This window comes from Mesorhizobium sp. P2_C4, assembly GCF_056404575.1.
In genome coordinates, this window is record NZ_JBFUDT010000004.1 from 540,558 (window position 1) to 559,140 (window position 18,583).

Sequence of the window (18,583 nt, forward strand, 5' to 3'; positions counted from 1 at the left end):
GAACGCACATGGCAGGGAAAAGGCCCTACGGCAATCCCGTTCCGGTGAGCGATCTGGCGACCGCGATCCTCGATCCGGTGCTGCGCAAGCGAGCCGGCATTTCGATCGGGCTGGTCCAGTCCTGGGAAGAGATCGCCGGGCCCAGGCTTGCCGGCCATTCGCGCCCTGAAAAGATCCAGTGGCCGCGCCGTATGCATGAGGATGATCCGTTCGAGCCGGCGGTGCTGGTCATCGCTTGCGAGGGCATGGCGGCACTGCATCTGCAGCACGAGACCGGCGAGATCATCAACCGGGTCAATGCTTTCCTCGGCTTCAACGCCGTTGGCCGTATCAGGATTGTGCAGAAGCCGGTGACGAAGGACAGGGGCCGACCCAAACCAAGCTTCCGGCCGCTGAGTGCGGCCGAGAAAACAAAGCTGTCTGATACCGTCGGGCTGATCGAGGACGACGGTTTGCGCGCCTCGCTGGAGCGGCTCGGCGCCACCATTCTTGGCGAAAAGAAGTGACAATCTCGCGCATTCGTGATCATGCGCATCAAGTTTGGCGATTGGAATGGGGACGGCGATGCCTTAATTCGCGCCAACTCTCGCCTTTTCTAGCCTTTGCATTGCAAAATCCAACCATAGTCAGGTGATTCGCATGAACCGTCCCCCGTTTGACAAAAGCTTGTCTCGCAGAACAATCCTGTCGTCGCTGGCCGCCGTCCCGGTGGTGGCTCTGCTCGCTGCCTGCAGCGATTCCGGCGAGGAAGCCAAGGCGGCGGATGTAAAGCCCGCGGCCCCGGCAACACCTGCGGCCCCTGCAAATCCGGCCACGCCGGCCGCCGTGAAGGCGCCGGAATCCACGGGCGCGGTGGATATGGCGACATTGCTGAAGCCGGGTGCGCTGCCCGACAAGCAGTTGGGCAAGGACGACGCCAAGATCACCATCGTCGAATATGCCTCGATGACTTGCCCGCATTGCGCGCATTTTGCCGCGACCACCTTCCCTGAGTTGAAGACGAAATACATCGACACCGGCAAGGCTCGCTACATCCTGCGCGAATTCCCGTTCGATCCCAGCGCCGAGGCCGGTTTCATGCTGGCGCGCTGCGCCAAGGACAACTATTTCCCGATGGTGGACGTGCTGTTCAAGCAGCAGCCGAACTGGGTGGGCGTCAACAACACCAAGGACGCGCTGCTGCAGATCTCGAAGCTTGCCGGTTTTACACAGGAGTCCTTCGAGGCCTGCTTGACGGACCAGAAACTTCTGGACGATGTGAGATCGGTCCAGAAACGCGGCGCCGACGAATTCAAGGTCGACTCGACGCCGACCTTCTTCATCAATGGAAAGACCTACAAAGGGGCGATGTCGATTGAGGAAATGTCGGCCATCCTCGACCCTCTGCTCTGACGTCCCGGCAGCACCGAGGCGCCTGCGCTTCGGCGTGCCTGTTTCTATGGGGCGGCGCGAATGAAGTTTTCGCGCCTTCGCCTCCTCGGTTTTAAGTCCTTCGTCGAACCCGGCGAGTTCGTCATCGAGCGCGGGCTGACGGGCATTGTCGGGCCCAATGGCTGTGGCAAGTCGAACCTGGTCGAGGCGCTGCGCTGGGTGATGGGCGAAAGCTCCTACAAGAACATGCGCGCGTCCGGCATGGACGACGTCATCTTTTCCGGTTCGGGAACACGTCCGGCCCGCAACACCGCCGAAGTCACGCTGTTCCTCGACAACAGCGACCGCACGGCGCCCTCCGCCTTCAACGATGCCGATGAATTGCAGGTGTCGCGCCGCATCGAGCGCGAGGCCGGCTCGCTCTACCGCATCAACGGCAAGGAAGCCCGTGCCAAGGACGTGCAGCTGCTGTTCGCCGACCAGTCGACCGGCGCGCGCTCGCCGTCGATGGTCGGCCAGGGCCGCATCGGCGAACTGATCCAGGCCAAGCCGCAGGCGCGCCGTGCGCTGCTGGAAGAAGCCGCCGGTATTTCCGGCCTGCACACACGCCGCCATGAAGCCGAACTGCGGCTGAAGGCGGCCGAACAGAATCTCGAACGGCTGGACGACGTTGTCGGCGAGCTGGAAAGCCAGATCGAAAGCCTGAAGCGCCAGGCGCGCCAGGCCTCACGCTTCAAGAACCTGTCGGCCGACATCCGCAAGGCGGAAGCCACACTGCTGCATCTGCGCTGGACGCTGGCCAAGACGCAGGAAGGCGAGGCACGCTCGGCGCTGGCCGTCGCCACCGCTTTGGTCGGCGACCGCGCCGCATCGCAGATGAATGCCGCCAAGGAGCAAGGCATCGGCGCGCACCGGCTGCCGGATTTGCGCGACGCCGAAGCCGCCGCCGCTGCCGCCTTCCAGCGGCTGTCGATCGCCAAGGCGCAGATCGAGGAGGAAGCCGGCCGCATCCGCGCCCGCCAGGCCGAACTCGACCGCCGACTGCAGCAGCTCGACGGCGACATCGCCCGTGAGGAACGCATGGTCCGCGACAATGCGGATATTCTCGAGCGCCTGCGCACGGAAGAAGCCACACTCAATTCCGAAAATGCCGGCGCCGCCGAGCGCGAGGCCACCACGCGCGCGGCCTTCGAGCAGGCTGGTGCGACACTCGCCCAGAGTGAAGCAAAACTCGCCGCGCTGACCGCCGAACGGGCGGAGGCCGCCGCCTCGCGCAACCAGATCGAACGCACGCTGCGCGACACCGCCGAGCGTCGCGACCGCTTTGCCCGCCAACTGGCCGATGTCGACCGCGAATTGTCCGAGATCGTCTCCAAGGTTGCCGGCCTGCCCGACCCCGCCGAGAAGCGTGCTTTGGTCGAGGATGCGCTCGCCCGACTGGAGGAAAGCGAAGCCGGCGCGATATCGGCCGAACAGGCGGTCATTGAGGCGCGCGCGGCGGAAAGCGCCGCCCGTCCGCCGCTGCAGGACGCCCGGTCAGAACTCGCCGGGATCGAGACTGAAGCCCGCACGCTGACCAAGATCTTGAATGCCGCCAGCGGCGATCTTTTCCCATCAGTGCTGGAACAGCTCAGCGTCGAGCGCGGCTATGAAACAGCCCTTGGTGCGGCGCTCGGCGAAGACCTTGACGTGCCGCTCGACCGCAGCGCGCCGGTGCATTGGGGCGAAAGCCAGGTTCAGCCGGGCGATGCGGCTTTGCCTGCAGGCATCAAGAGCCTTGCTAGCGTGGTCAGCGCGCCTTCGCAGCTTGCCCGCAGGCTGGCGCAGATCGGCATTGTCGACGCCGCCGATGGCCGCCGCCTGCAGGCGCTGCTAGCACCCGGCCAGCGGCTGGTCAGCCGCGACGGTGCGCTTTGGCGCTGGGACGGTCTGACGGCAAGCGCTGACGCACCGACGGCGGCAGCGCAGCGGCTGGCGCAGAAAAACCGATTGGCCGAGCTCGATGCCGAGGCGGTGCAGGCAACACAGATCGTGCGCGAGGCGGAAGCCGCCCTTGCTCAGGCCGAACAGGCGCTGCGCCAGGCGAGCGAAGCCGAACGTAATGCCCGCCAGGCCGGCCGCGATGCCCAGCATGGCCTGGACGCCGCCCGCAACGCGCTGGCCGAGGCCGAAAAGGCCGGCGGTGAGCTGGCAAGCCGGCGCGCCGCTTTGGACGAAGCGCGTGCGCGCGTCGTCGACAGCCATGAAGAGACGGCTGCCGCCTTTGCCGAAGCCGAAATGCTGCTGCAGGACGCGCCCGATCTCGGCGACCTGCAATTGCAGCTCGAACAGTCCGCCGCCAATGTCGGCAGGGACCGCGCCACCTTGGCCGACGCCCGCGCCGTCCATGAGGGCCTGCGCCGTGAAGCCGAGGCACGCGTGCGTCGCCTCGACGCCATCGGCGCCGAGCGCAGCAACTGGCTGCAGCGGGCCGAAAACGCTTCCACCCAGATCGCCTCGCTTGGCGAACGCAAGGCCGAGGCCGAGGCCGAGCGCGAAAGGCTGGCCGACGCGCCCGACGAGATCGATGCCAGGCGGCGCGCTTTGCTCTCGCAGCTTGCCGAGGCGGAAAGCCTGCGCCAGACAGCGGCCGACCGCCTGCAGGAAGCAGAAAACCGCCAGTCCGAATTGGACAAGGCCGCTACCGGCGCCATCCAGTCGCTGGCCGAGGCCCGCGAAACCCGCGTTCGCGCCGAAGAGCGGCTGACCGCCGCCGACGAGCGCCGGCTGGAGGTCGAGGCGCGCATCCAGGAAACACTGAACACGCCGCCGCATCTGGTCATTCGCCATACCGGGCTGGAAGTCGACAGCCCGATGCCGGAAATGGCCGAGATCGAGCGCCAGCTCGACCGGCTGAAGATCGAGCGCGAGCGGCTCGGTGCCGTCAATCTGCGCGCCGAGGAAGAGCAGAAGGAACTGTCCGACCGGTTGGAGACCATCGTTTCCGAGCGTGAGGATATCATCGAGGCCATCCGCAAGCTCAGGCAAGCGATCCAGAGCCTGAACCGCGAAGGCCGCGAGCGGCTTCTGGCCGCCTTCGACGTCGTCAACGGCCATTTCCAGCGGCTGTTCTCGCATCTGTTCGGCGGCGGCACGGCGGAACTGCAGCTGATCGAATCCGACGATCCCTTGGAGGCCGGCCTCGAAATCCTCGCCCGCCCGCCCGGCAAGAAGCCGCAGACCATGACGCTGCTGTCCGGTGGCGAGCAGGCACTGACGGCGATGTCGCTGATCTTTGCCGTGTTCCTGACCAATCCGGCGCCGATCTGCGTGCTCGACGAAGTCGACGCGCCGCTCGACGACCACAATGTCGAGCGCTTCTGCAATCTGATGGACGAAATGGCCGCCACCACCGAGACGCGCTTCGTCATCATCACCCACAATCCCATCACCATGGCGCGCATGAACCGGCTGTTCGGCGTGACCATGGCCGAGCAAGGTGTCAGCCAGCTGGTGTCGGTCGACCTGCAGGCGGCCGAGGCGATGCGCGAGGCGAGCTGACGCGCAAAGCATGATGCCGAAAAGTGTGAAGTGGTTTTCTCGGACAAAACGGGCACCGTTTGTCCAGACATCATGCTCTATTGATTTGGCCGGCAGTGGCCTCAATTCAGGCTTTCGACTATAGCACCAACAGAAAACGGCCAATCCCCTAGGAATGGCTTGGCTATGCGCTTGGAGAACCCTGTTGCCTGTACTCGTCACCGGAGCCGCGGGGTTCATCGGAAGCCATGTCTGCCATCACCTCCTCGACAGGGGAGAAGCGGTCGTCGGCGTCGACAACATGAACGACTATTACGATTTGGCGCTGAAGCAGGGGCGGCTCGCCCGTCTTCAGCCCAAAAGGGGCTTCTCGTTCCATCAGCTCGACATCGCCGAACAGGGCGCGCTGAGCATGGCCTTGGCCGGACAGGGCATCACCAAAGTTATCCATCTGGCGGCGCAGGCAGGGGTGCGTCATTCGCTCGACAATCCCCGGCTCTATGTCCGCTCCAATGTCGTCGGCCATCTCGAAGTGCTCGAATACTGCCGCGCAACAGTCGGCTTCGAGCATCTGGTCTACGCCTCGTCGAGCTCGGTCTATGGCGGCAACACCAAGGTGCCGTTCTCGGAGACAGATCAGGTCGATCACCCTGTTTCGCTCTACGCCGCGACCAAGAAGGCCGATGAACTGATGAGCCATACCTACGCTCATCTGTTCGGCGTGCCGCAGACCGGCCTGCGGTTTTTCACCGTCTACGGTCCCTGGGGCCGGCCCGACATGGCCTATTGGATGTTCACCAAGGCGATGCTCGAAGGCAAGCCGATCCGGGTGTTCAACGATGGCGAGATGTGGCGCGATTTCACCTATGTCGACGATGTGGTGCGAGCGGTGGTTGCCGTGCTCGACAAGCCTCCTGTGACCGAGGTTCCGCCGAGCCGGCTCTACAATGTCGGCAACAACAGCCCGGTGCGGCTCGCCGACTTCATCGACACGCTGGAAAGGCTGCTCGATGTAAAGGCGATCCGCCAATATGAACCGATGCAGGACAGCGATGTCGAGCGCACCTTTGCCGACATGACCGCGCTGGAACGCGATTTCGGCTTCAGGCCGAGCGTCTCGATCGAAGACGGGTTGAAGAAATTTGTCGACTGGTACCGGTCGGAATGGACGGCGGGATAAGCACATGTGATGGCTGCTGCTTGCGCGAACCTCCGTTTCGCTAGTGATCAGCCGCACGCGGCACGACAGTGATCAGCCGCACGCGGCACGACGTAAGTCGCAGCGGCATCGCTTCCCACGCCGCGTGTTACGATCACCACCGTATGGCCGGCCGGCAATGACCCCGTCACCGACGGATCAACCTTTCTGCACCGGCCGACGACATCCTCGTCGGCAGATGTCGAAAGACGATTCATCAGTGACGATCGGCACTCTTCAACCGAAGAATAGACTGTGGGCGCCGTATGGATCGGCTGGCATACCGAAGCAGGTCCCGGGCTGCACGAAAGCAAGATCATCACTGCTGCGGCTGCGGCATCCATGTCTGAACGTCTCCATCTGCGTCAACGCGCAACGTTGGAGTTGAATACTATGGGACGCATGGCGCCCCAACCCACACTTGCCGATTCCCACAGAGGCCGCGTTTATCGGAGGCCAAGGAAGCTCAGTATCGCAACCACGATGACGACCGCTCCGACGAGCCAAATTATGCTGTTCATGATATCTCTCCCAAAAATCTGTTGCTGGGAATGAACCGTTAGAGCCGACTAATGTTCCCAAATTTTCTGCTGTCGAAAGAATGGCTCGCCCACGCCTTTCGTCGGCCGGCGGACTAAGGTCCGAACAGGGTACGACTGAAGCCCTGGCATCACAGCCATTGGTCTGAAGGCTGGCAACCTATGCCCTCCCAATACATTGGAGCCGGACTGCCGAGCATGAGTCCCTTCATCGGCGGTCAGTCGGGTGCCCGCCATTCTGCAGAGACCGGCGGGCACCCGATTTTATTGGCACCGCCAGACGGCGGGGCGTTTTCGACAGCGAGGCTAACGGTGACCTTTGTCCAGAGACCAGTGCATGACGGCGCAACCCGACCCGCAAACGACAACGATGGTCGAACTCCGGAAGTTTCTTCGGCCATTGACCTCATATCGTCGGCTGACGATGACAAGGTCGCTGACATTGTCAGGCGAACAGAGCGCCAGGCAATCGCAGTGGTTATCGGAATGGCTATTTTCCTGATCTTGGCACCGGTGGTCTACCTCGCACTCATCTAGGGGATCTGAGTGATTGGTCGTCCTCTCGGAAATCCTTAGAGGACGTACGGACGGTCTTCCTCGCAAGACAGATGCTTCACTTTGAAGGGCGTGTCTTCACCGGAAGTTGCCAGCAAGACACAGACCTCGTGTCGTAATTTCCCTCTTTCGACACATGCCTCGTTGCGCGGGAGCGGCCGTCACTGATCGCGCCGCGTGAACTGACGACGCCAGTCGGAACCAAAGGGATGGGACGAGGTTATCCCCGCGAAGGGATAATTAGCAGATGGAGATATTGCAATGAAAACAATGATCGTGAGCGCTTTGGCGCTGTTCATGGCTATGCCGGCGATAGCTTCGGCAGCCGAAGCTGACATAATCATCACAACCCACCATCGGCACCATCACAACAACGTCAAGATCATCAATGACCAAGGTCAACGCCTTCATCACCGTAGACACGGCACGGTTGCCTTCTACGACCACGGCCGCCGCCATCACCGCCCGGATACTGTTATCGTGACCGGCTCGATCGAACGTCGCCATCATCGGCATCATCCCATCGTCATCCGGGAAGACAGCGATTACTGATCCTCTTCGCACGACCCGGCTCTGCGGATGGAGTCGGGTCGCGCGCTGCTAGAAATGAGTCAGATAGCCCTGACGCAGCCATTCATGGCGTCAGTAAATCATGGATTTCAAAGGGCATACGGGATTGGCTGGGGCGCCAGGATTCGAACCTGGGAATGTCGGTACCAAAAACCGATGCCTTACCACTTGGCGACGCCCCAATAGCCATAAGAGTCGCTTGCGCGGCGCGTTATTAGCAGAGCAGCCAAAAAGCACAATGGCAATGGAGGGCGGTTTTTGGCCGCCTGATTTCGCGGTCGGCTCGGCCCGGTCAAGGGGGCGTTCTACTCGCCCCAGACCGCCATTTCATTGCCGGCCGGGTCGACGAAATGGAACCGCCGGCCGCCAGGAAATGAAAAGATCGGCTTGACGATGGTGCCGCCGGCGCTTTCGACGGCGCTCACCGTTTCTTCCAGATCCTGGGAATAGAGCACCGGCACCGGTTTGGCGGGCGCTTCCGCGGCATCGGCCTGAAAACCGCCGTCGAGACCTTCGGCAAAGGCCGAATAGGTTGGTCCATAATCGGTGAACGACCAGGAGAAGGCGGCGCTGTAGAAAGCTTTCAACCTGTCCAGCGTGCCGCCGGTGGCCGGCAATTCGAGATAATCGAGCTTTCCGGTCAGTTTCATGACATCACTCCATACAATGTTCTTGTTATGTTCTATTCCGTTGCCTGCGATCTCGCAAGTCTTTTTGACGCAGCTTTTGCTTAATCGATTGTAGAAGGCAGCCGGCTTTGTCGACGCCTTGCCTTTCGCAGTGCAGCATCATATCGCTCGGTCTGGACACGGGCGGACCTCGCCAATCTCTAAATCTCCCGCAACCGGAGAGCAGGCATGACCAAGTGGGTTTACACCTTTGGCGATGGAGCGGCGGAAGGTCGCGCCGGCGACAAGAATCTGCTGGGCGGCAAAGGCGCCAACCTGGCCGAAATGTGTAGCCTGGGCCTGCCGGTGCCGCCCGGTTTCACCATCACCTCAGAGGTCTGCAACGCCTATTACGCCAATGCCCGCACCTATCCCGGCTCGTTGGAAGCGGATGTGGCGGTTGCTCTCGACCACATCGGCCGGCTGACCGGGCGCCGCTTCGGCGATCCGGCGAAACTGCTGCTGGTCTCGGTGCGCTCCGGCGCCCGCGCGTCGATGCCGGGCATGATGGACACCGTGCTCAATCTTGGCCTCAACGACGAGACGGTCGAGGCGTTGGCTGCCGATTCCGGCGATGCCCGCTTTGCCTATGACAGCTATCGCCGCTTCATCCAGATGTATTCCGATGTCGTCATGGGTCTCGACCACGAGGTGTTCGAGGAGATCCTCGAAGACCAGAAGGGCGGGCTCGGCCATGAGCTCGACACGGAACTGACGGCCATCGAATGGCAAGGCGTCATCGCGCTCTACAAGGCCAAGGTCGAGGAGGAACTCGGCAAGCCGTTCCCGCAAGATCCGCACGAGCAGCTGTGGGGCGCCATCGGCGCCGTGTTCTCGAGCTGGATGAACAACCGCGCCATCACCTACCGGCGCCTGCACGACATTCCCGAGAGCTGGGGCACGGCGGTCAACGTCCAGGCCATGGTGTTCGGCAACATGGGCGAGACCTCGGCCACCGGCGTCGCCTTCACCCGCAATCCGTCGACCGGCGAAAAGATGCTCTATGGCGAGTTCCTGGTGAACGCGCAGGGCGAGGACGTCGTCGCCGGCATCCGCACGCCGCAAAACATCACCGAGGCCGCGCGCATCGCCGCCGGTTCCGACAAGCCGTCGCTGCAGAAACTGATGCCGGAAGCGTTCCAGTCCTTTGTCGCCATCTCCGACCGGCTGGAACAGCATTACCGGGACATGCAGGATCTCGAATTCACCATCGAGCGCGGCAAGCTCTGGATGCTGCAGACCCGCTCTGGCAAGCGCACCGCCAAGGCGGCTCTCAAGATCGCTGTCGAAATGGCGCGCGACGGACTGATCACCAAGGAGGAGGCGGTTGCCCGCATCGATCCCGCCTCGCTCGACCAGCTGCTGCACCCGACCATCGACCCGAAGGCCGCGCGCGATGTCATCGGCATCGGCCTGCCGGCCTCTCCGGGTGCCGCCACCGGCGAGATTGTCTTTTCCTCCGGCGATGCCGAGGAGCTGAAGACACAAGGCCGCAAGGCGATCCTGGTGCGCATCGAAACCAGTCCCGAAGACATCCATGGCATGCATGCCTCGGAAGGCATCCTGACCACGCGCGGCGGCATGACCAGCCACGCGGCGGTGGTGGCGCGCGGCATGGGCAAGCCTTGCGTATCCGGCGCCGGCTCGCTGCGCGTCGACTACAAGGCCGGCACGCTGATGGCGATGGGCTCGACCTTCCGCAAGGGCGATATCATCACCATCGACGGCAGCAATGGCCAGGTGCTGAAAGGCGCCGTGTCGATGCTGCAGCCAGAACTTTCAGGCGATTTCGCCGCCATCATGGAATGGGCCGACGCGGTGCGCCGCATGAAGGTGCGCACCAATGCCGAAACGCCGCTTGACGCACGCATGGCGCGTTCTTTCGGCGCCGAAGGCATCGGGCTTTGCCGCACCGAGCACATGTTCTTCGACGGCGAGCGCATCGTTGCCATGCGCGAGATGATCCTGGCCGACACCGAGAAGGAGCGGCGCACAGCGCTCGCCAAGCTGTTGCCGATGCAGCGCTCGGATTTCCTCGAACTGTTCGAGATCATGGCCGGCCTGCCGGTGACGATCCGTCTGCTCGATCCGCCGCTGCACGAATTCCTGCCCAAGACCGAGGAAGAGGTGGCCGAAGTCGCCGCCGCCATGAAGGTGTCGCCGGAGAAGCTCAGGCAGCGCACCGAGGCCTTGCACGAGTTCAACCCGATGCTCGGCCATCGCGGCTGCCGGCTTGCGGTTTCCTATCCCGAGATCGCCGAGATGCAGGCGCGCGCCATTTTCGAGGCCGCCGTCGAGGCCGGCCACAAGGCCGGCGCGCTGGTGGTTCCCGAGATCATGGTGCCGCTGGTTGGACTGAAGAAGGAGCTCGACTACGTCAAGGCGCGCATCGATGCCGTCGCCAAGAGCGTCATGGAGGAGACCGGCGTCAAGATCGAGTACCTCACCGGTACGATGATCGAACTGCCGCGCGCGGCGATCCGTGCCCATGTCATCGCAGAGTCGGCCGAATTCTTCTCCTTCGGCACCAACGACCTGACCCAGACCACTTTCGGCATCTCGCGCGACGACGCGGCCTCGTTCCTGGAGACCTATCGCCAGAAGGGCATCATCGAACAGGATCCGTTCGTGTCGCTCGATATCGAGGGCGTCGGCGAGTTGGTGCGCATGGCGGCGCAAAAAGGTCGCGCGACGCGGCCGGACATCAAGCTCGGCATTTGCGGCGAACATGGCGGCGATCCGGCTTCGATCCGCTTCTGCGAAGAGGTCGGCCTCGACTACGTCTCCTGCTCGCCCTACCGCGTGCCGATCGCAAGACTAGCCGCCGCGCAAGCGGCGGTGCAGGTTGCAAAGGCTGGCCGCGGCTAGAGCAATTCCAGGAAAAGTGTGAAACGGTTTTCCCGGGAAAATCGCGTTGCGATTTCCCTTGGGAATTGCGTTAAAACAAACAGATAGAGCGGTTCGGCGTTTTCCTGAAACGATGAACCGCTCTAGCGATCCAGCCGTCCGAATCTCGGCTTACCGATTTGTAATGAACCTCACGCGAAGTTGCGCGTGAGGGTGCGCAATCTCGACATCGTCTCTGCCCAGTTTTACGGCCCCGAACCCGCCCGGTGCCCAGAACAGATGTTACAGATTTCGCCCAAACCCTTCCGCTCGATCCTGATCCTGCAAACCAAGTTCATCGGCGATATCGTTCTCGCCTCCGCACTCGCCAGGAACCTGCAGCTCGAATATCCCAGCGTCAGGATTGTTTTTCTTTGCGAGGCCCATCTCGCCAAATTCGTCACCGCGCACGGCATCGCCTCTGAGGTTGTGACCTTCCGCCGTGCCAAAATGCGTGGCAGCCCGCTGGAGCGGGGGCGCGAGCTCTACGCAACGATACGCAAGCTGCGCGCATTTCGCTTCGACCTGACGATCGACCTGACCGATTCAAAGACGTCGCGCATCATCGTCGGCTTCATCAATGCCAGGACCCGGATCGGCTACAATCCGCCCGAAAGGCCCTTGCGCTGGCTGGAGCGTCAGCCCGCCAATGTGTTTGCCAAGCCGTTCGGCTTCGGCGAACGGCATTTTCTCTACCGTTATCTTTCGCCGCTCGAAACGCTTGGCGTCGATCTGCGCGTGCGCGTGCCGTCGATCAGGCCGCTGCCCCTGGAAACGGCGAGGGCCCTGGCGTTGCTGGACAAATACCATCTCAGGCCAAGGGCCTTCATCGCGGTGCATGCGGGAGCGAGCTTCAAGGGGCGGCGATGGCAGCCGGAACGGTTTGCCGCCGCGATCGACACCATTTCGCGCGAGACCGGGTTGGATTTCGTGCTTGTCGGTGGTCTCGATGAGCGCGAGCTGACCGAACAGATCGTTGCCGGGACCGCGGCGCCGGTCGTCAATCTCGTCGGCGCCTTGTCGCTCGAAACGCTGCTGGCGGTGCTGAAACAGGCGCGGCTGTTTCTCGGCAACGAGAGCGGCCCGATGCATATGGCAGCCGCCGCGGGAACTCCGGTTGTCGGCCTTTTCGGCCGCACCAACCCGTCAAAGTGGGGTCCGGTGGGCGTGCCCAGCATCACGCTGCAGCCTTCCATGCCTTGCGTCTGCGTGGCGAGCGACCTGTGCCGATCGCGGGACTCGAGCAAGACTTGCTGCGTCTGGCGCCTGGACGTCGAACCTGTCGTCAGTGCGATGCGCGAAATCCTGGCGCGAACACAGATGTCCACTGAACACACGCATTGACGTCACGCGCCGGTCAATTTGTCACGGCGGCTGCCTTGGCCATCATCCCGATTTCCGCCTTGTTGCGGGTCTTGGGATGACCGACTAAGACATTGCCGATCCGGAAGCCAAACATGCGCCTGTTCCCAAAACATTTTTGCGCCATCGCGCTGTCGATATGGGCTGCGTCCGCAGCCCATGCCGTGCCGCTGGTCGAGCCGACGCTGCACATCAAGCCGGGTGCAGGCGGAGCTGGCCGTGTCGCGCTGACGCTCGATGCCTGCGGCGGCCAGACCGACACGCGCATTCTTTCGGCGCTTGTCGACAACAAGATTCCGGCCACCATTTTCGTCACCGGCATCTGGCTGAAGCGCAACGCCGCCGCCGTCGAGATCATGCGCGCGCATCCCGATCTGTTCGAACTGGAAAACCATGGCGGCCGTCACATCCCGGCCGTCGACACGCCGCAAAAGATCTATGGCATCCGCAGCGCCGGCAGTCCGGATGCGGTGCTGGCCGAAGTCGAATCGGGTGCGGCTGCCCTCGCCAGCACCGGCGAGCCGGCGCCAAAATGGTTTCGCGGCGCGACCGCCGAATACAGCCCCTCGGCCATCGCGATGATCCGCAAGCTTGGTTTCAAGATCGCCGGCTTCTCGATAAACGGCGACGGCGGTTCATTGCTGGGCGCCAGGGAAACCGCGCGGCGCATTGCCGCCGCCAAGGATGGCGATGTCATCATCGCCCACATCAACCAGCCGACCCATGCGGCGGGTGAGGGCGTGGTGCAAGGTCTTCTGGCGCTCAAGGACAAGGGCCTGACCTTCGTGCGGCTCGACGACGCCGATGGTGTCGGCAACAACGGAACGACTGATTAGCCGCAACTTCGTCATCCTAGGGCGGAGCAGGAGCGAAGCTCCGTCGCGGAGACCCTAGGATCCATGCCGCGACATCGACCGAGAGCGCCGCGGAGCAGGACCTGCACCGTAGCAACGCTTTGATGTCACGGCATGGATCCTCGGGTCTGCGCCGCGTCGCTGCGCTCCTTGCTCCGCCCGTGGATGACGAAGCGATGGGCGCCTGAGCCGTCTGCTCAACCTGGCATAGCCTCGATCGCAACCTTGCTGGCATAGAACGCGCCGTGATTGCGGATTTCCGTCATCTCGTCGAAAGGCCGCTCATAGGCCCACATTGCATCCTTGCCTGCCTCGGCGGCGGGCAGCACGCTCCAATAGCTGGCGTCGCCCTTGTAGGGGCAGTGGGTCGACAGTTCGGTCTTGCCGAGTTGGCTGAAATCGATGTCTTCGAAAGGAATGTAGAAAACCTCAGGGTAGGGGGTCTCTGACAGCAGTTTTGCCTTCGTCGACGAAGCGACAACCGTGTTGCCGGCGCGCACGACAACGGTGCCGTGGTAGGGCTCTACAGTGATGACCTTGCCCGGGTTGCGTTGAAAGCCGGGCGCCGGGTTTGCAATCTGATCCATGACGGGTTCTCCTTGTCCGGCATTAGGTGTGTCAGACAAGGGCGTTGTGCAAGGCACCACCTGTTAAGCCAGGCTGGGGCCTGGTCTTTCGTCAAACCTTGCGGGTGAACCGTCAGGCGGCAGTCTTGAACACGTCCATGAGGCCGGCATAGGCAGCAGCGATACCGGCGACCGGATTGGTGCTTCTCGCTGCGGTCTCGACCTTCAGCGCACCACCGCCGGTCGGCAGAGTGAGCAACAGGAACTGGCGGTTGCCGCCATTGCCGATGGATGCCGCGGCAACATGCTGGCCTTCGCCTTCGTTCTGGACGCACATCTTGAACAGCAGCGTGCCGCCGACCGCCTCTAGGGCGCCACCGACAACCTCGACGAATTCATCTTCGGAAACGGTTTTGGGATCCGGCGTTAAATCGGCCAGGCTTTCGGCAAGCGAATCTTCGAGAATCTTGTCGTCGAGCTGCGCGTCCATGCGAACCTCTTTCAGTCGCCAATCGCACCCTGCCCGTTAATGAAGATTAACGCCGACGATGGCCGGAATGTGGCGGTTTCCCCGGTGTTTTCGATGAATGCACCGCTTGTACGAGGGTATGGCTGGACAATCTGCCGGTTCGTCCCACAATGGAACGAAAACAACAGACGCAGAAAGCGTAGGGGAGGAACAAGAATGCTCGGACTGATGCAGGAATGGCCGCTGCTCTGCCACAAGCTTATCGACAACGCAGAAAGGCAGCATGGCAAACGCGAGATCGTGTCGCGATCGATCGAAGGTCCGATCGTCCGCACCACCTACGCCGAAATCCATCGCCGCGCCCTGAAAGTCGCCCAGCGGCTTGAGCGTGACGGGTTTGGGCTTGGCGACCGCATCGCCACGCTGGCCTGGAACAGCGCGCGCCACATCGAGGCCTGGTACGGCATCATGGGCATTGGCGCGATTTACCACACGCTCAATCCGCGGCTGTTTCCCGAGCAGATCGTCTGGATCATGAACAACGCGCAGGACAAGGCGATCTTCGTCGACCTGACATTCATGCCGCTGCTTGAAAAGATCGCCAGCGCGGTCAAATCGCTGAAAAAAATCATCGTGCTGACCGACAGGGCGCACATGCCGCAAACGGCGCTGCCCAACGTCGTCGCCTATGAAGAGTGGCTTGACGAAGCCGATGGTGACTTCGCCTGGAAGACCTTCGATGAAAACACCGCAGCCGGCATGTGCTACACCTCGGGCACCACGGGCGATCCCAAGGGCGTCCTCTACAGCCATCGCTCGAACGTGCTGCACGCCATGATCGCCGCCATGCCCGACGCCATGGGCATATCCGCGCGGGACACGATCCTCCCCGTCGTGCCGATGTTTCATGCCAACGCCTGGGGCCTCGGCCAGAGCGCGCCGATGATCGGCGCCAAGCTGGTCATGCCCGGCTGCAAGATGGACGGCGCCTCGATCTACGAATTGCTCGACACCGAGAAGGTGACCTTCAGTGCGGCGGTGCCGACGGTGTGGATGATGCTGCTGCAATATCTGGAGGAGAACGACAAGAAGCTCCCCCATCTGGGCAAGGTGGTTATCGGCGGCTCGTCCTGCCCGCGTGCCATCACCAAAAAATTCCAGGACAATTACGGTGTCCATGTCATCCATGCCTGGGGCATGACCGAGATGTCGCCGCTCGGCACGCTGTGCACCTTGAAGCCGGAATATACCGGGCTCGAGGGCGATACCCGGCTCGACCTCCAGCAGAAGCAGGGCTATCCGCCCTTCGGCGTCGAAATGAAGGTGACGGACGACGACAACAAGGCGCTGCCATGGGACGGCAAGACCTTCGGGCGGCTGAAGGTGCGCGGACCGGCGATCGCTCGCGCCTACTATGGTGGCGTCGGCTCCGAGCAGTTCGACGCCGACGGCTGGTTCGACACTGGCGATGTCGCCCACATCGATGCCGGCGGCTACATGCAGATCACCGATCGCGCCAAGGACGTCATCAAGTCGGGCGGCGAGTGGATCTCGACAATTGACCTCGAAAATCTTGCCGTCGGTCATCCTGATGTGGCCGAGGCTGCCGCCATCGGCGTTGCCCATTCCAAATGGGGCGAGCGGCCCTTGCTGGTCATCGTGCGCAAGCCAGGCAAGGAGCCGAGCAAAACCGATATATTGGCTTTCATGGACGGCAAGGTGGCCAAATGGTGGATGCCCGACGACATCGCCTTCGTTGGCGAAATTCCGCACACGGCGACCGGCAAGATCCAGAAGATCACCTTGCGCCAGCAGTTCAAGGACTATCGCCTGCCAACGGATTGACGGGGATGGCGTGCCTTTTCGCCCTTCAAGCCAGTCGCAAAAGGCTTTCGAGCCTGTTCCATCCCGATTGGATCGGGATGGGGCTCTTTTTTTGTTTGAGCATGATCTTTTCCGAAAACCGGATTCCACTTTTCGGGATCATGCTCTAAGTCTCTGTCCGGGTTGGGGTGGCACGGAACACAATGGAAATTCCTGAACGGCAAACGGCCAAGGCGGCCGGCTGGTCGCGGCGCATAGGTGCTTTTGCGGTTGTCCTGCTGCTTACCGTTCTTGTCGGCCATCGCTACGACCTTGTCGAAACGCCGGCTTTCCTGTGGGTGCTGGCGATTGTCGCGCTGCTTGCCGCCTTGGCGCTGCTGTTGGCCGGGCTGGCCTTCTCCAGGCTGTGGAATTTCGGCGATCGCGGCGGTCGCGACCTGACCATCGGCGCCTTGCTGGCGCTTCTGGCGCTGGCGCCCTACGGCGTTGCCGCCTACTGGGCGGCGACATTCCCGCCGCTGCGCGACATCTCGACGGATTTCGACAACCCGCCGGCGCTCGACACGACTGAGCGCACCAGGGCCATGAACGTGCTTTCGCCGCCCACGCCAGGCGAGCAGCGCCTGCAGACCGAGGCCTATCCGCTGGTCACCGGCCGCAGCTACAATCTGCCTTTCGAAACCGTCGTCGACGCCGTCGAAACCGTGCTCGACCGGCGAGACTGGGAGCTTGCCGGACCCTATCCGGCAACCGACGGGCAAAGCGAGGTGACGATCGACGCCGTGGCCAAGGGCTTCGTGCTCGGTCTTCCCGCCGATGTCGCCGTGCGGGTGACCGACGACGGCGATGCGGTCATCGTCGACATGCGCTCGGCCTCGCGTTACGGCCGCTACGATCTCGGCGACAACGCCGCCCGCATCGTCGAATTCCTCGCCGAACTCGACCAGGAGGTTGCAGGCCAGGTAGGGGCTGCGCCGGCTGAGTGATATCCCAGAGCATCTTGCAGCCAATCGGAATCGCTTGGCGCCGCAACAATGCTGATTTAGTCGGCGGGTAGACTATTCGGCGGGGTCGAATTTGCCTTGCAGCAAGACAGTCGCCACCGGCCCAAGCGGATTGGCGATCCGGCTTTCCAAGACTTCGATCAGCTTGTGCCCGACGTCTGCCATGTCCACCGAATGAACGCCGATCTTCGCCGGCAGGAAGCGCGCCAGACGTGTATTGTCACGGGTGACGATATGGATGTCACGGCCCGGCTCAAGACCCCGCCTGCCGAGCGTGTGCAGCGCTCCGAGAAGGCCCAGTTCGTTGGCGCATGCCAGGCCCGTCGGCGGATCTGACGACCCCAGCAGGCGATCGAACCAGGCCGCGCTCGATTCCATCGTGAACGTGCCGTCACCGATCAGCGACTGGTCGATCGGAATGCCGGCCTCGGCCATCGCCCTTCGATAGCCGGCGAGGCGCATGGCGCTCGCCTGATCCTTCTGGACAAGAAGTTGCAGCGCGATGCGTCGGCAGCCCTTGTCCATGAGCCGTTGCGTCGCTTCGTAGGCGATCTGCTCATTGTCGATATCGACATAGGGGTACGCGATGTCCAGGTCGGTTCTTCCAAACGCGACGAACGGGATGCGTTGATCCAGCAGCAGCTTGATGCGCGGATCGCCCGCGACCATGCGCGTGATGATCAGGCCATCCGCGCTGCGCGCCTCAAGCAGGCGTTGCACGCTTTCGACGGGATCGTCATCGGGCGTGGTCGAATAGATGGACAGGCTATAACCCGCCTGCCGCGCCGCCAGCGTCATGCCTTCGATCAAGGGAAGCTTCGCCAGGTCGGACAGGTAGTCGCGTGTCTCCATCGGCAGCACTGCCGTCAGCGTCAGGGTCTGTCCGGTCTTAAGCGCGCGACCATGCTGATTTGGGACATAACCGACCCGCTTCGCCACTTCCTTGACACGGGCTATGGTCGACGGCAGCACTTCCGGCCCGTCCTTCAGAGCGCGCGACACCGTGGTTACCGACAGGGAAAGTTCCGCCGCGATCTGTTTCAGATTGGCCATGTCGCCCGACTTCATTTGCGAAAGCGCCGGCTGGTCTTGCTGGGCGTCGCAACGTTACCGGATTCGACCTTAGGGTCAAATCCAGGCTCGGCGAACCTGAACGAACTTGCCCGGCACCAGCTTGACTCTGGGGCTATTTTCAGCA

The 18,583-nt window shown here is 62.5% G+C and carries 15 protein-coding genes and 1 tRNA gene; 11 read left to right on the forward strand and 5 right to left on the reverse strand.

Features of this window, described 5'->3' with window-relative positions; translation table 11 throughout:
* The first annotated feature begins 8 nt into the window (after nucleotides 1-8).
* The 6 genes from AC1DX6_RS18990 to AC1DX6_RS19015 all read left to right on the forward strand — a co-directional run bounded on the left by AC1DX6_RS18990 (nucleotide 9) and on the right by AC1DX6_RS19015 (nucleotide 7,734).
* Nucleotides 9-506 carry a DUF721 domain-containing protein gene (locus tag AC1DX6_RS18990; protein ID WP_477316036.1) on the forward strand — a complete coding sequence of 166 codons (498 nt, stop codon included), beginning with the start codon at nucleotides 9-11 and terminating at the stop codon, nucleotides 504-506.
* A 133-nt stretch (nucleotides 507-639) separates the two neighbouring features.
* Nucleotides 640-1,392, forward strand: coding sequence for a DsbA family protein (locus AC1DX6_RS18995; RefSeq protein ID WP_477316038.1), 753 nt, complete (start codon nucleotides 640-642; stop codon nucleotides 1,390-1,392).
* Between the two features lie 60 nt (nucleotides 1,393-1,452).
* On the forward strand, nucleotides 1,453-4,911 hold the full coding sequence (gene smc / locus AC1DX6_RS19000; RefSeq protein WP_477316040.1) for a chromosome segregation protein SMC: 3,459 nt from the start codon (nucleotides 1,453-1,455) through the stop codon (nucleotides 4,909-4,911).
* A 184-nt stretch (nucleotides 4,912-5,095) separates the two neighbouring features.
* A complete protein-coding gene (locus AC1DX6_RS19005; RefSeq protein WP_477316042.1) occupies nucleotides 5,096-6,070 on the forward strand; it encodes an NAD-dependent epimerase/dehydratase family protein in 975 nt (324 codons plus the stop codon).
* Between the two features lie 755 nt (nucleotides 6,071-6,825).
* The gene (locus AC1DX6_RS19010; RefSeq protein WP_477316044.1) at nucleotides 6,826-7,164 is read left to right on the forward strand and encodes a hypothetical protein; all 339 of its coding nucleotides are present in this window, start codon (nucleotides 6,826-6,828) and stop codon (nucleotides 7,162-7,164) included.
* A 279-nt stretch (nucleotides 7,165-7,443) separates the two neighbouring features.
* Nucleotides 7,444-7,734, forward strand: a complete 291-nt coding sequence (locus tag AC1DX6_RS19015) for a hypothetical protein (protein WP_477316046.1) — start codon at nucleotides 7,444-7,446, stop codon at nucleotides 7,732-7,734.
* 125 nt (nucleotides 7,735-7,859) lie between these two features.
* On the opposite strand, the gene AC1DX6_RS19020 is transcribed toward AC1DX6_RS19015, so the two are convergent.
* Nucleotides 7,860-7,934: transfer RNA gene (locus AC1DX6_RS19020), tRNA-Gln, on the reverse strand.
* A 123-nt stretch (nucleotides 7,935-8,057) separates the two neighbouring features.
* Nucleotides 8,058-8,402 (reverse strand): VOC family protein, encoded by a 345-nt coding sequence (locus AC1DX6_RS19025; protein ID WP_477316048.1) that lies wholly within the window; start codon nucleotides 8,400-8,402, stop codon nucleotides 8,058-8,060.
* A 207-nt stretch (nucleotides 8,403-8,609) separates the two neighbouring features.
* Between AC1DX6_RS19025 and ppdK the strand changes: the two genes are divergently transcribed.
* The 3 genes from ppdK to AC1DX6_RS19040 all read left to right on the forward strand — a co-directional run bounded on the left by ppdK (nucleotide 8,610) and on the right by AC1DX6_RS19040 (nucleotide 13,504).
* Nucleotides 8,610-11,288 carry a pyruvate, phosphate dikinase gene (gene ppdK / locus AC1DX6_RS19030; RefSeq protein ID WP_477316050.1) on the forward strand — a complete coding sequence of 893 codons (2,679 nt, stop codon included), beginning with the start codon at nucleotides 8,610-8,612 and terminating at the stop codon, nucleotides 11,286-11,288.
* 258 nt (nucleotides 11,289-11,546) lie between these two features.
* Nucleotides 11,547-12,650, forward strand: a complete 1,104-nt coding sequence (locus AC1DX6_RS19035) for a glycosyltransferase family 9 protein (RefSeq protein WP_477316052.1) — start codon at nucleotides 11,547-11,549, stop codon at nucleotides 12,648-12,650.
* Between the two features lie 113 nt (nucleotides 12,651-12,763).
* Nucleotides 12,764-13,504: a polysaccharide deacetylase family protein gene (locus AC1DX6_RS19040; RefSeq protein ID WP_477316054.1), complete on the forward strand. Its 741-nt coding sequence runs from the start codon at nucleotides 12,764-12,766 to the stop codon at nucleotides 13,502-13,504.
* Nucleotides 13,505-13,719: 215 nt separating this feature from the next.
* Here the strand turns inward: AC1DX6_RS19040 and AC1DX6_RS19045 are convergent, their stop codons facing one another.
* Entirely contained in the window at nucleotides 13,720-14,109 is a 390-nt protein-coding gene (locus tag AC1DX6_RS19045) for a DUF427 domain-containing protein (protein WP_477316056.1), read from the reverse strand.
* Between the two features lie 112 nt (nucleotides 14,110-14,221).
* Nucleotides 14,222-14,578: a hypothetical protein gene (locus AC1DX6_RS19050; RefSeq protein ID WP_477316058.1), complete on the reverse strand. Its 357-nt coding sequence runs from the start codon at nucleotides 14,576-14,578 to the stop codon at nucleotides 14,222-14,224.
* A 195-nt stretch (nucleotides 14,579-14,773) separates the two neighbouring features.
* Here AC1DX6_RS19050 and AC1DX6_RS19055 point away from each other — a divergent pair, with 195 nt between their 5' ends.
* Nucleotides 14,774-16,402: a fatty-acid--CoA ligase gene (locus tag AC1DX6_RS19055; protein ID WP_477316060.1), complete on the forward strand. Its 1,629-nt coding sequence runs from the start codon at nucleotides 14,774-14,776 to the stop codon at nucleotides 16,400-16,402.
* Between the two features lie 182 nt (nucleotides 16,403-16,584).
* A complete protein-coding gene (locus AC1DX6_RS19060; protein WP_477316062.1) occupies nucleotides 16,585-17,367 on the forward strand; it encodes a DUF1499 domain-containing protein in 783 nt (260 codons plus the stop codon).
* A 72-nt stretch (nucleotides 17,368-17,439) separates the two neighbouring features.
* On the opposite strand, the gene AC1DX6_RS19065 is transcribed toward AC1DX6_RS19060, so the two are convergent.
* The gene (locus AC1DX6_RS19065) at nucleotides 17,440-18,453 is read right to left on the reverse strand and encodes a LacI family DNA-binding transcriptional regulator (RefSeq protein WP_477316064.1); all 1,014 of its coding nucleotides are present in this window, start codon (nucleotides 18,451-18,453) and stop codon (nucleotides 17,440-17,442) included.
* Nucleotides 18,454-18,583: the final 130 nt, after the last annotated feature.

What these genes read in the sequence shown, in the direction of transcription:
- AC1DX6_RS18990 (WP_477316036.1), top strand. Translation starts at nt 9, where the DNA reads ATGGCAGGGAAAAGGCCCTACGGCAATCCCGTTCCGGTGAGCGATCTG.
- AC1DX6_RS18995 (WP_477316038.1), top strand. Translation starts at nt 640, where the DNA reads ATGAACCGTCCCCCGTTTGACAAAAGCTTGTCTCGCAGAACAATCCTG.
- smc (WP_477316040.1), top strand. Translation starts at nt 1,453, where the DNA reads ATGAAGTTTTCGCGCCTTCGCCTCCTCGGTTTTAAGTCCTTCGTCGAA.
- AC1DX6_RS19010 (WP_477316044.1), top strand. Translation starts at nt 6,826, where the DNA reads ATGAGTCCCTTCATCGGCGGTCAGTCGGGTGCCCGCCATTCTGCAGAG.
- AC1DX6_RS19015 (WP_477316046.1), top strand. Translation starts at nt 7,444, where the DNA reads ATGAAAACAATGATCGTGAGCGCTTTGGCGCTGTTCATGGCTATGCCG.
- AC1DX6_RS19025 (WP_477316048.1), bottom strand. Translation starts at nt 8,402, where the DNA reads ATGAAACTGACCGGAAAGCTCGATTATCTCGAATTGCCGGCCACCGGC.
- ppdK (WP_477316050.1), top strand. Translation starts at nt 8,610, where the DNA reads ATGACCAAGTGGGTTTACACCTTTGGCGATGGAGCGGCGGAAGGTCGC.
- AC1DX6_RS19035 (WP_477316052.1), top strand. Translation starts at nt 11,547, where the DNA reads ATGTTACAGATTTCGCCCAAACCCTTCCGCTCGATCCTGATCCTGCAA.
- AC1DX6_RS19040 (WP_477316054.1), top strand. Translation starts at nt 12,764, where the DNA reads ATGCGCCTGTTCCCAAAACATTTTTGCGCCATCGCGCTGTCGATATGG.
- AC1DX6_RS19045 (WP_477316056.1), bottom strand. Translation starts at nt 14,109, where the DNA reads ATGGATCAGATTGCAAACCCGGCGCCCGGCTTTCAACGCAACCCGGGC.
- AC1DX6_RS19050 (WP_477316058.1), bottom strand. Translation starts at nt 14,578, where the DNA reads ATGGACGCGCAGCTCGACGACAAGATTCTCGAAGATTCGCTTGCCGAA.
- AC1DX6_RS19055 (WP_477316060.1), top strand. Translation starts at nt 14,774, where the DNA reads ATGCTCGGACTGATGCAGGAATGGCCGCTGCTCTGCCACAAGCTTATC.
- AC1DX6_RS19060 (WP_477316062.1), top strand. Translation starts at nt 16,585, where the DNA reads ATGGAAATTCCTGAACGGCAAACGGCCAAGGCGGCCGGCTGGTCGCGG.
- AC1DX6_RS19065 (WP_477316064.1), bottom strand. Translation starts at nt 18,453, where the DNA reads ATGAAGTCGGGCGACATGGCCAATCTGAAACAGATCGCGGCGGAACTT.